This is a genomic window from Butyricimonas sp. BSD2780061689_150309_C8 (assembly GCF_015560935.1).
GTDB lineage: Bacteria > Bacteroidota > Bacteroidia > Bacteroidales > Marinifilaceae > Butyricimonas > Butyricimonas paravirosa.
Genome location: NZ_JADMSV010000004.1, coordinates 1 through 13031, shown reverse-complemented (window position 1 = coordinate 13031; position 13031 = coordinate 1). Strand labels below are relative to the sequence as shown.

Here is a 13031-nt window from a genome sequence, read left to right as displayed (position 1 = left end):
CTATCTTTGTCGATTGAAGTCGAATTAGTTGAACGCACGATAGAGATTTACCCATGAAATTAACACTCGTCATATTATCACTTTTCATCACGTCCCTCACTTGGGCACAAACAGATTCTATTCCCCCGGTCAAAAAAGAGATTGACTTCGTGAAACAACTCTCGGAAACAGATTCCATTACCGGAGGTAAAGTGATCATTCATGCCGATCCGAAAATTGAACAACTATTAAAACTGAATATTTCCGTGAACCGGAAAGAACAGCTTTTTCAAGGGTATCGCATCCAAATCCTATCCCGTAGTTCATACGGTACGAACGTGGACACGCTGAAAAGCTATACCAAACGATTCGAAGAAGAGTTCCCAGACATTCCGGCATACCTGCAATACACCGATCCTGATTTTAAAATCCGGGTAGGTAATTTCCGCACCCGCATCGAGGCAATCCCCGCCTTGAAACGAATCCGTAAAAAGTACTCCGGTGCTTATCCGGTAAAAACGACTATTTACCTACAAGAACTGAATCCCGTCGTGGAGCAAGACACGGTTACGGCACCACCCGTGGAATTTTAAATTTTAGCCCGGATTCTCCTTTGACGAGTTACAGGTTTCTTCAACTTTCATCTTTTAGTTTTTTATCTTTTAATTTTCCGACTCCCCCCCTCTAACTCCCCCTTACACAAGGGGAGGATGCGCTACATTGAAACATTGTGAAGCCTTCTTGCGTTCGTCTCTCCCCCTGTGCAAGGGGGAGCCGGTGGGGGTAGTTTCTTCATCCTAAATTTTAAACTCTAAACTTTTAAGTTTTTCCTCTTCCGCCGAGAAATTAATCATCGGATAGGAATGGGAAATCATGGCAATTTCAGCCAACATTTTCTTTACCAAACGCTGATAATCCTCGGACTGCGGGTCGAAAGGACGATGCGCCACCCCTTTATTAATCCGTCCGATCTGGTTCATCAACCCCAACACATCGGGAGTAATGAAACTATACAGAAAACGTTCCCAAATGTAATCCACCGTGAGACCAGACATATGCAACATATCATCCGCATAAAAACGATAGTCCCGTAATTCATCCAACACGATCTCGTAAGCCGGAAAATAATACACGTGATCCAATTTCTCCCGTAACTGATCAATCGCCAGCAACAACGTGGCCTTGCTCAACTGGTTCCCGTGAGCGCCATCCTTCCAATGGCGGATCGGGCTTACCGTGAACAATACTCGAAGTCCCGGATTAATCTCCCGTAAACGCCCAATCAACTCCACGTATTCCTTCACAATATCCTCCACACTTAACCGACTACGCTCGAACTCCTGCGAAGGGATCTTGTGGCAATTCGACACAACCAAATTTTCCCCCACATGCTTGTACACCCACGCTGTTCCCCAAGTGATTACCAATAAATCTAAAGAACGAAGTTCTCTTGTGGCCCTCTCCAAACGCTCGTTTATCCGACGCAGACACTCTTCCGGATCGGTGGACGAGAATGCCCCGTGATGGTACAGACTCACCCATTTCTCACCGACTTTCCTTAAATCATCCTTCCCGAACGGCTTTCCTTCCATGATCAGACGCAACACGTTTGCCACGGACAGCGGGTTATAAATAATTCCGCAAGGATTCACATCCACGTCAAACTTGTAATACGAGAACTTACCACCCATATTTTCCGCGAAACACGATCCCAACATCATCAGCTTGGAATTATAATCTATCGAAAAATCCGGTGCCGCAATTGTAATCTTCGTCTGTAAATTCATATCTATACTTATTATAAATAATCACTCTATCTTTACAAAGTTACATTTTTTACGCTCATTTCCTCCATCATTTTTATACTTTTGTCAAAAATTTCATGCATGGGAATCATCTCCATTTTATTGATCGCCGTAGGCCTAGCCATGGATAGTCTTGCCGTAAGTATCAGCGGCGGTATCGTCATGCGCCCTTTCTGCATGCGGCAGTCCTTACGTCTGGCCCTTACCATGGGAATTTTTCAAGGAGGGATGACCTTGCTCGGTTGGCTCATGGGAGTCAGCTTCAGCTCGTACATTACCGCCTTTGACCACTGGATTGCCTTTATCCTTCTTGGTTTTCTAGGTGGTAAGATGATCTACGAATCTTTTGGGGAAGAAGAAACCACCATCTCATCCTTTTCCACCAAAACCTTGCTCACATTGGGAGTAGCCACCAGTATAGATGCCCTTGCCGTCGGAGTCAGTATGGCCTTCCTTAAAACAAGCATCTATTTCCCTGCCTTCATCATCGGCTTCGTGACATTCGCCCTCTCCCTGATCGGGGTCATCAGCGGTTACCGTTTCGGAAAAATCAAAGGTATCAACGTCGAATTATTCGGGGGAATCATCCTCATCGCTATCGGAGTCAAAATCCTCATCGAGCATCTGATGGAATAAACACGCCATGCTCCCAAACTGAATAATTCCTTCTCTTCTTCAAATAGTTTTCAATTATTTCCTATATATTTGCACAAATATCATAGGATGGGGCAAAACAGAGACATATTAAATGATTTTAAACTACTTTTCCGAGAAACATATCCCGAATTAGTAAGAATTGCCTTATTTTATGTACATGATCTAGCAACCGCAGAGGATATCACGCAGGAAATTTTCACGAGACTTTGGGAACAGCGAAAGGAATTCGACAAAATCGGAGATACAAGAAAATATTTACAATATGCCATTCGAAACAGCAGTTTGAATTATTTAAAGCACCAGCGAGTAGTAAATAAGTATCAACAAGAGTATATCCGACAAGCGGCAGAGGATGAGGATAGCCCAGAAGAATATTTACACTTGGTACAGAGGCTACTAGAATTGCTTCCGGAAAAACGCAAGAAAGTACTGGAACTCAGCATCGTGGAATCAAAATCTTATTCAGAAATTGCAGAGATATTGAATATATCTGTCAACACCGTGAAAGACCATATTAAAAGAGCTTATGCTTTTCTACGGGAGAAGGCAAATAAGGAGGTTTCGGAATTAATCCTTTATCTCATACTTACCAGAAATAAATAGCCCACTTTTTCTTTTTACAAAAAAATATCAAACTTTCAAAAGGGAGAACTACCCTTTTCTTACTTCATGTTGTCTTTAGGTGAAAAATAATAAAGGCGGCGTGTATGTTAGAAAAAAAATAATACCGACATTGAGGATATTGTCATTAATATGCTTTCCGGAGAAAAACTCTCCCCGGAAGAAGAGAATGTTTTAACCAAAAGATTGAAAGACGGAAAACAAAAACGACGGTTGTACGAGTTACAACGTATATGGCATGCCGTTTATGCCCATAAAGTTTCAGAGCAGGTGGATGAAGAAGAGGCATGGAAGATATTTGTCAGCAACCAAAAACCAGGGCGGAAATTGAGAATATGGATCTCTAGCGTAGCAGCAGTGACAATACTGATCGGAATTGCCCTTTCTTTAACACAGATACAGAAGAGAATACCAGGATTTCACGCAACAGATACAACACAAAGCTCTATTCTGCCAAGAAACATCATTCTAACATTATCTGATGGTCAACAAGTCGTGTTGTCAGATTCCGTGAATGACTTACAGGAGCAGAATGGAACCACCATCCGGAACAAAGCGCAACAATTAGTCTATCACCCGACCGTTCACAACGAACAAGTCGTTTACAACACGATGTGGATTCCCCGAGGATCCGAATATCAATTGATCTTGTCAGATGGAACAATCGTATGGTTAAATTCGGAGAGCGAGATTACTTTCCCGGTCAATTTTACCGGTGAAAAGCGAGAAGTAAAACTAAAAGGCGAGGCTTTTTTCGATGTAGCGAAAGACGAGCGACACCCCTTTATTGTAAAAACAGAGCAGTTTGATATTCGGGTGACAGGCACGCAATTTAACGTACGTGCCTACACGGACGAACCGGCTTCCGCAACATTAGCTGAAGGAAGTATTCAACTTGTGCGACAGGAAGAAGTGATACCACTTGTCCCCGGCCAGCAGGCTTTATTGAAACAAGGAATCGTGAAAGTGAGAGAGATCGAATTGAGAGAGGCTATCGCTTGGCGGTACAACGCATTCTATTTCAAGCAACAACCCTTGGAAAGCTTGTTAAACGAGATTGCACGATGGTATGATGTCGAAGTCATTTATCAAAACCCAACTCTAAAGAAACTTCATTTCACGGCTGGTTTCCAGCGTAGTTGCAGCATCACGGAAGTGATAAACACTCTCGGAATGACACAGAAAATTCGTCTGGAAATAAAAGGTAAAACATTGCTTGTAAAAGAGTATAAATAATTAATCAAATCGTTAGGAAAAAATAGAAACAAGAATAGAACAAACATTAGGAAAAAAACCGGAACGCACGCCAATACATTCCGGCTAAAATTCCCCACAAAGGGAATCATGTCAAATATTAATAACAAAATTATGAAAAAAAACATTCAAAAACTAATTTGGATCATGATTAAAATGAAACTCATGTGCCTAGTGGTTGCATTGGGATGTACAAGCCTAAATGCCGAAGTCTGGTCACAGGAAAAGAAGATCAATTTACAACTAGGAGAGGTTAATTTAGAACAGCTTTTCGAACAAATACAACAACAGATCAACTTGCAGTTTGTATTCAATCACGAGGATGTTCAAGGTTACAAGGTCAATGCTAATATAAAAGGGAAGACCGTAGCGGAGATTCTGGATGCCGCCCTGAAAGATAAACCGTTAAAATACGAAATTCTGAGTAACTATATCGTGATTTCACCAAAAACGATACAGCCCACACAACAAACAAAAGAGATCAAGATCACCGGGAAAGTCACGGATGAAAGCGGAGAGGTTCTGCCCGGAGTATCCGTATTCATCAAAGGGACATCTTTAGGCGTGGCCACAGATATTGACGGGAAATTCGCATTATCTGTCCCTGCAGATAAAAATATTGTACTGGTATTCTCTTTTATCGGCATGAAACCCTACGAGTTAAAATTAAATCACGAGAAAACAGATTACACGGTCATTTTGCAAAATGACAACCAAGCACTAGAAGATGTTGTTGTTACCGGTTATGGAAACAAGTCACAAGCAAGTTTCACCGGAGCGGCACAAACAATCAGCAGGGACCAGTTACTTATCGCTGGAAATAGAAACTTGTTACAAAGCTTACAAGCATTTATTCCCGGTATGCAGTTGGTAGAAAATAACGAGCGTGGTTCAGACCCCAATACTCGTCCTGAAATATTGATCCGCGGACGGAGCAGCTTTACCGAAGGCAGCAATATTCCCACATTCATTGTTGATGGAGCAGAGGTTTCCGCCGATTACGTATTCGACATGGATATTAACGATGTTGAATCAGCCACCGTACTGAAGGATGCATCCGCATCCGCCCTCTACGGTGCCAAGGCCGCCAACGGCGTGGTTGTTATCACCACCCGCCCGATGAATGCCGGAAAGATGAAAGTTTCCTATAGCGGGACATTCCAAGTATCTGTTCCCGATCTAAGCGACTACCATTTGCTCAACCCAGAACAAAAACTTGAGTATGAATACCGGGCAGGATTATATACTTCTGAAGACGGTTTAAGCGCTGACCAATACGAAAAAGATGCCCAATACAATAACATATACCAACGTATCCGTGAAGGTGTAAACACGGACTGGATGTCCTACCCATTACGTAATTCCTTCACGCATAATCACAATATCACCGTGTATGGAGGAGACGAATATGTTCGTTACAACTTAGGTGTCCGTTACGGGAATGATCAGGGGGTCATGCTAGATTCCGACCGGAAACGTTACTCGTTGATATTCAAGCTATCCTACAACAAGAATGATGCTGTTTACGTCCAGAATTACACGACAATTTCCGGGACCAACAACCACGAATCTCCTTACGGTTCATTCCGAGAATACGTTAACCAAAATCCGTACGACCGGGCTTACAATGTAGATGGGACACTGAATAATAACCTGACTTTCAACAAAGCGAATCCGCTTTACGAGGCAACGCTCGGTAGTTACGATAAAGGATCAACCCTCAGCATCAATGATGTCCTAGACTTAAAAGTCCAATTAGCCAAAGGATTACGAATCGAAGGTTCTTTCTCTCTAAATAAATACCTGAGCAACCGGGAAAGTTTCCTCTCGCCGGATTCGAAAACCTTTGACGATTCCCCCGTTAACGAAGCAGGAAGTATCACGATCAGCAATACCAACACGATCGATTACCAGGGAAAACTTTTATTAACATATAACCAAGTTTTCGACAACGGAACACTAATCAGCCTAATTGCCGGAGGTAACATAGAACATTCGGATCTGAACAGTAACGGCTACACAGGGATTGGCATTTTCTCCGACAAATTGGCACACCCCTCTTTCGCGACTCAATATCCCTCGGAGAGAACTCCCACTGGTTCTCAGGACGTGGAAAGAACATTGGGTGGATTTATCAACCTCAACACGATTTACAAAGATCGTTATTTTGCAGATATTTCCATTCGATACGAGGGTTCATCCAAATTTGGCGCAGACCAGCGTTACGCTCCATTCTGGAGTCTCGGTCTTGGCTGGAACATTCATAATGAAAAATTCTTTCACGCAACTTCAACAGACCGACTGAAATTACGTGCCAGCGTCGGTTATCTCGGAAATGCTAGTTTCTCTCCTTATCAAGCGATCACGACTTACGAATACCGGGCAGAGAACTTGTATGACAACGGAATCGGAGCTGTTCCCATCACCATCGGCAACGCAGATCTGAAATGGGAACGTACGTTGAATTATAATATCGGGTTGGATGTCAACCTGTTCAACAACCGATTCGACATGACACTTGATTATTACAAGAAAATCACCGACAATCTGTTACTAAGCGTAACCAAAGCTCCTTCTGTCGGGGTCGGAACAGCCACAGAAAACATGGGCAAAATAGACAATTCCGGTATAGAATTCCGAACAAGAATCATTGCTATCCGTAACTCTAACTGGGATTGGACGCTTTCCCTAACCGCCAGTCATAACAAGAACAAAATCATACAGATCAGTAATGTCTTAAAAGAACAGAACGAAAAGAATAACGCAGAGAAGTCACGGGCTCCCATGCCGGTTTATGAAGAAGGCGAATCTATTAGCGCTGTCAAAGCTGTACAATCCGGTGGTATCGATCCAGCCACGGGGCGGGAAATTTTTATCGGGAAAGACGGCAAACCGACTTTCACGTACGATTATCGTGACAAGATTGTATTCGGAGATAGCGATCCTAAAGTGTACGGTATTCTTAGTTCCTACTTGACCTACAAGAATCTCCAACTCAATATGATGTTTGATTACAAGTTAAAAGCAACAGTCTATAACCAAACATTAGTGACTCGTGTTGAAGGTTCCAGTCCCTACAATAATGCCGATGAACGTGTATTTAAAAGCCGTTGGAAAGAAGTAGGCGACCAGGTGAAGTACAAAAATATCGCAGACCAGAGTATTCCAGATCAAACCAGCCGTTTCATCGAAGACGAATACACACTCAGCCTAAGAAGCCTGAGTCTATCCTATGATTTTGTTCCCGCTATTTACAGGAAACTCCACTTGAGTCGCCTCCGGGTTCAATTAATGACAAACGACCTGTTCCGCCTGTCCACCATTAAACAAGAACGCGGATTTGACTACCCGTTTGCCAGAAGTTACCAATTATCCATCAGTGCAACTTTCTAAACCATATATCATGAAAAAATTTAAACACATATTATATACCTGCTTATTTATAAGCTGTATCTCTACCGGGTGTAACGAATACCTAGACGTGAACCCCGCCGGTAAAGTAACTCAAACCAAATTGTTTGAAGATATTCAAGGTTACCGTGATGCCATGTACGGTGTATATGCCAATCTGGCAACCACCAACCTGTATGGTAAAAATCTGACTTACGGTTTTGCCGATCAACTGGCACAACTGTTTACACCTAAAGCAACCGTAAGTGAAGAACAGACAGCATACAATACCCTCCGCTACAATTATACCTACCCGGCAGTAGAAAATATCATTACAACGATCTGGACAGATACTTACAAAGTTATATCCTACCTGAACAACATCATTGAAAATATCGAAGGTGCAGACCTCAACGCACACTCGGACTACCCCTTGATCAAAGGAGAAGCGTATGCACTACGCGGTTTCCTACATTTCGACATCATGCGTTATTTCTGTGAAACCATCCAGAATAATCCTAACGCAGGCGGCATTCCTTATGCCTATACTTTCGATCTCAAAAATAAAGAAGTATGCACGCTAAAAGAATGCTATGATAATGTATTAGCAGATTTAACAACAGCACAACAACTACTTGCAAATGACACGTTGCAACTTAGCGGAGAATATCGTAACACGACCTACAATTACGTCAACCTATACGGTGTTTATGCGATGAAAGCCAGAGTTTTTCACTACAAAGGACAATTAGATAGTGCAGGGTATTACGCGGAAAAAGTAATCGCATCTCCCAATTATCGCCTGATTGCCTCGACGGAAGATGTTTCCAAAGCAATGCGGTACCCGGGACAAAATGAAATGATTTGGGGGTTATGGTCCAACAAATTATACGAATCATTGTTCCAAGAATTCATGACAGACCCGACTGCGAGTCAAAACATTATGTTTGTACGTCCAGATGCCATGAGTATGTATCAAGATGTAAATTGGAGTTCTGAAAATCACGATTATCGTTGGAACAATTTCTTCAAGACCGAGGGAAACGATATCCTTTTTGCCCGTCTACTCGACGTAGACCGGAATAATGTAGAAGATATGGAAGCCCAGCAAGGAGCCATACGGGGGATCTGCATGTTGCGTCTTCCTGAAATGTACTACATTGCTGCCGAATCACTTTTTGCAAACGGAAAACAAGAAATGGGACAAAGTTATTTGGAAGCGGTAAGAAGAAGCCGAGGATTGGGACAAAGATTAGAGCCGGCAACATCATTGGAGGAATTTCAAAACATATTGCTAAAAGAACGACGTAAAGAGTTCTGGGGAGAGGGACAAACTTTCCTTGATTACAAAAGGACAAACAGCGAATTTTCGAACGTGAACAATACAAGCACAATCACGCTCTCGTCCCAAATCAGCGTACTCCCTTGGCCGAGAAATGAACAAGAATTTGGTTCCATCAATAAATAGTATTATGAAAAAGAACATATTATATCTGATTATCAGCAGCCTGTTATTTCTTGTTTCCTGCGAGAAAAACACAGACGGTTATTACGACAACATTGCCCGAATCTATTTTCCATCAACCACAGACAGTGTGAACTTTTCATTCGGTGATCAAATCATGACTTACACCCGCCATATCGTTTACATGCCCGTCAAAAAGATGGGTACCCCAGCAACACGGGAAATGAAATATAGAATAACTCTCAACGAAGAAAAAAGCACAGCAATAGAAGGCGTACATTTTACAACGCTCCAGAATGAATACCCGCTACTGATCGACTCGGTAAATGCTTATTTACCCATAGAATTAATTAGAGACGAGCTATCAGAAGAGGAAGTCATTTACAAGATTGTTCTTGATTTGAAAGAAAGTATCGATTTTGAATTAGGTAGCAAAGAAAATCTTCAAGCTGTCATTACTTTTAATAACTATTTGGAAGAACCCATGTGGTGGAAGGAAATCTTCGGAAGTAAAACAATAAAATATCACCGAGGCATGTACCAGCAAATCATCGCATATTATGGACACCCGTTAGAACGTCAATATTGCATAGACCATTTTCTAGAGGTGCAAAGTGTATTCAAACGGGAAGTGTATGATTACGCTCAAGCCAATCCGGAATTAACCCAAGAGTGGGAATTTCAGCCTAACATCAAATGGGATTTCAATTAACCTATAACACTCAAGTAACTATGAGAAATATATACATTGCTTTAACTTTATCGGTGATCCTATTAAATTCCTGTATCGATAACACGACCGAATTGGGAACAAAACCGATATCCAGAATAAAGTTTCAAGAAGAATTCAGCAGCACGGCATACAGGGAAGACCAGTGGAACGAGTTCACATTAGCTTGTCCTTCAATCGAACAAGAAAATGAAGATAAGCCGCTCACCTATCGCTGGGACGTTAACTACAAAACCGTTAGCACGGAGAAAGACCTGAAGTTCGTATGCGATGAATTGACCCCCGCTGATATGGGTAGTTTCCCTTGTCGTCTGACAGTTAGCAACGAAGACGGCTCCTCTTATCAGGACTTCTATTTAAAAGTTACCTCGCCATACGAAGAAGGCTTAATGGTCATGAGCAAAACTACCGAGGGCAGCATGCTCTCCTTCAAAAGGGAAGACAAACCGGACGTGCCATTTCAATTAAATGCTTACAAACGTAACAATCCTGATTATCCTTTAGGTGAAGATCCGGTAGGAATCGTACAATTAAATTCTTCCACACTTTACATCGCATCCGCAAATCCAAACAGGATTATAAAATTAAATAGTAAAACGATGGAGGCGACCTATTTGCTTGATTATCCCGCCGGAAATCTCAATTTCATCGGCAAACCGAATGAAACGGAAACCTATCTGGGACTAAACAATACCATCTTTTGCTTTGACAACGGGCGGCTTTTGTATCTGGATGCAGGGCAAGACGGTTTTATCAACCACGTGCAACAAGAATTAGACAAGTTGGTTTTGCCGAATAAAATAGAATTAGCAAACAAGATTTGTCTGGCAAAGAAATCATATCTCGTTTATGACAATGCTAACAGCAGGTTATTCTATTATGATGACTGGTATGCAAGAATAGTGGACATACAGCCGAATGATTTCAAAGGGAAAAAGTTGATCGATTTCGTACCTTGTATGGGTGGTTATTACAATCAGGTTATTATCGTGGAAACTCCAGGAGGGACGCCTGAAATCATACTTGCAAATCCTCCTTATCTTTCAGGGAGTCCGGTTTCAACGGAAGGTACCGGTATTAACTCAGATAGTAAATTTCTCGGTAGTGCAAAAAATCCCCATTTATATTATTCCGTGGGAAATCAAATTTTCGTGTATAATATTTATAGCAACGGAAATTTCGAACCTGCCAAATATACCGTCGGAGAAACAGGAGATGTTATCAAATCAATGGTATTCAATTCTAACGAGAATAAACTCTACGTGGGCTGGGAATCAGCTAATGGGGGAGAATATAAAGGCAACGTCACTTGTTTCGTCCTTAGCGGAAGCAGTGAACCCTGGGAAGAAAAAGGCATTGCAGGAGAAATCGTAAACATGATGTATAAAAAATAATATTTCACGATTTACTATACTAACAGAATCGAAGCAGGATTCATCCTGCTTTCGATTCTTCAATTATGCTAATACCATGAAGACACTTCTATTGACGCTCGCCACTTTGCTAATAGCATTACGGCAGGAAAATCCTGTATTTCAAATTAGTGGCAAATTCACACAACCATTAAAAAGTAAAGAAATCCGTTTCCAAGATCCTTATAGTCATCGTGATAGTTCTATATTCATCGTACCAATCCGAGAAGACGGTAGTTTCATGTTCCAAACCAACATCCAACCGGGTAAACTCCTTATCGCTTTTCTCCCGAAAGATTACATAGAAATCCCTGTCTATACCCAAAACCAACACTATCACCTCACAGAAAAAGACGGTATGTATTACTTCGAAACCGATCAGCCAACAAGCTTGCAGAATCGCCTAACGGCTTATTTACACGAATCTACAGCTCGTAAAGAAGAATATAACCGAATGTGTTCGGGTTACGACACGATCTCCAATCTCCAACAAAAAGCCAATCGAAGTACTCTTTTATCTCGAAAATTACGTGAAATCGAAAACTTTCGTCAACAAGCCGTACAACAATTTGCCGGCACGGAGATTTCTCAATATATCATCTATAAAGTTCTCTATCACTATGAACACTTCTACCAACCTTTCACCGCTGTCATCCAAGCCTTAGGCGACACCATCCCAGAAAGTAACATGAAAGAACAGATTTTCAAGTCTTATGAAGAACTTAAAGCCGCCCAACTAATCGGAGATGCCCCTGCCTTTACCCTACCCGATATAAATGACAAAACGGTCTCACTCGCTGATTTCCGTGGGAAATACGTATTGATCGACTTTTGGGCGTCATGGTGTGCCCCGTGCCGAGAGAAAAATAAGGAATTAAATAAACACTATTCTCAATTAAAAGAACGAGGTTTGGAGATCATCTCTATCTCTCTCGACGACAACAAACAACAATGGTTAAATGCTGTCCGTGAAGACGGGATTTACTGGAAACAACTCATTGATCTTGAGGGATTCAAAAAAAGCCGAGTAAGGCAAGTCTATAAAGTGAAACAAGTTCCCACGGTCTATTTGATCGACCCACAGGGAAAAGTAATTGATACCAATCCCGAGATGAAAGACATCGAAAACCTCGTTCGCACGAATACACCGGATAACCAACTCGAACCGTGAAGAAATAAATAATTTTCAATTTTCAATTATATTCGTATCTTTGCATTCACATATCTATGGGGTAGACGTGGATTTGACAGCATGAAGAATAGGTATGTAAGCATGTCGGGCGTAGTGAAGCCGGCCCGTAAATCCCGGACGCAAAATTTTAATTGGCGAAAGAAATTACGCTCTTGCTGCCTAATCGAATCATAGTAGATTGAGGCTTAATCTCCGCTCAAGGTAGTGGAGACAGGACATCCCGCTGGCGGTCCCACCTTGTGCCAACCAGCATCCGGGGTGCAGGCAATACGAGGTTAGTCAACATTTTGCTTCGTGGTGCTGATGAAATAACAGAAGCTAAGGTATAGTTTGGGTGCTTTTTTCCGGGCTATATTCGAAAACCAACAAAAAGCTAAGCATGTAGAAAGCATATGGATTCCGTGTTTGGACCAGGGTTCGATTCCCTGCTACTCCACCATCAAACAGAAAGTAATGTGGCCAAAAATAGTTGGTAACATTTTTCCAATTAAAGCTTATCTTTGAATAGTAAAGTCGAAGAGGAAAC

At 41.8% G+C, this 13031-nt stretch carries 10 protein-coding genes and 1 other RNA gene; 10 read left to right on the top strand and 1 reads right to left on the bottom strand.

The features are described 5' to 3' along the window. Positions 1–53: 53 nt before the first annotated feature. Positions 54–572: an SPOR domain-containing protein gene (locus tag I2I33_RS05680; RefSeq protein ID WP_087420872.1), complete on the top strand. Its 519-nt coding sequence runs from the start codon at positions 54–56 to the stop codon at positions 570–572. Between the two features lie 204 nt (positions 573–776). Here the strand turns inward: I2I33_RS05680 and I2I33_RS05675 are convergent, their stop codons facing one another. After that, complete coding sequence (locus tag I2I33_RS05675) at positions 777–1766, bottom strand: GSCFA domain-containing protein (protein WP_087420871.1); 990 nt, start codon at positions 1764–1766, stop codon at positions 777–779. Between the two features lie 99 nt (positions 1767–1865). On the opposite strand from I2I33_RS05675, the gene I2I33_RS05670 reads away from it, so the two are divergent. From I2I33_RS05670 to ssrA, 9 genes are all read left to right on the top strand, one after another. Next, positions 1866–2420: a manganese efflux pump MntP family protein gene (locus I2I33_RS05670; RefSeq protein ID WP_087420870.1), complete on the top strand. Its 555-nt coding sequence runs from the start codon at positions 1866–1868 to the stop codon at positions 2418–2420. Between the two features lie 87 nt (positions 2421–2507). After that, entirely contained in the window at positions 2508–3044 is a 537-nt protein-coding gene (locus tag I2I33_RS05665; RefSeq protein ID WP_087420869.1) for an RNA polymerase sigma-70 factor, read from the top strand. 150 nt (positions 3045–3194) lie between these two features. Beyond that, the gene (locus I2I33_RS05660) at positions 3195–4298 is read left to right on the top strand and encodes a FecR family protein (RefSeq protein WP_087420868.1); all 1104 of its coding nucleotides are present in this window, start codon (positions 3195–3197) and stop codon (positions 4296–4298) included. A gap of 132 nt (positions 4299–4430) precedes the next feature. Continuing rightward, on the top strand, positions 4431–7709 hold the full coding sequence (locus I2I33_RS05655) for a SusC/RagA family TonB-linked outer membrane protein (protein ID WP_229128210.1): 3279 nt from the start codon (positions 4431–4433) through the stop codon (positions 7707–7709). 10 nt (positions 7710–7719) lie between these two features. After that, the gene (locus tag I2I33_RS05650) at positions 7720–9174 is read left to right on the top strand and encodes a RagB/SusD family nutrient uptake outer membrane protein (RefSeq protein WP_087420867.1); all 1455 of its coding nucleotides are present in this window, start codon (positions 7720–7722) and stop codon (positions 9172–9174) included. A 4-nt stretch (positions 9175–9178) separates the two neighbouring features. Continuing rightward, positions 9179–9883, top strand: coding sequence for a DUF4843 domain-containing protein (locus I2I33_RS05645; protein WP_162613757.1), 705 nt, complete (start codon positions 9179–9181; stop codon positions 9881–9883). A gap of 20 nt (positions 9884–9903) precedes the next feature. Next, positions 9904–11295, top strand: coding sequence for a PKD-like family lipoprotein (locus tag I2I33_RS05640; protein ID WP_087420865.1), 1392 nt, complete (start codon positions 9904–9906; stop codon positions 11293–11295). Between the two features lie 76 nt (positions 11296–11371). Then, the gene (locus I2I33_RS05635; RefSeq protein ID WP_087420864.1) at positions 11372–12484 is read left to right on the top strand and encodes a peroxiredoxin family protein; all 1113 of its coding nucleotides are present in this window, start codon (positions 11372–11374) and stop codon (positions 12482–12484) included. Positions 12485–12542: 58 nt separating this feature from the next. After that, positions 12543–12944, top strand: a transfer-messenger RNA (tmRNA) gene (gene ssrA / locus I2I33_RS05630). The last annotated feature ends 87 nt before the right edge of the window (positions 12945–13031 follow it).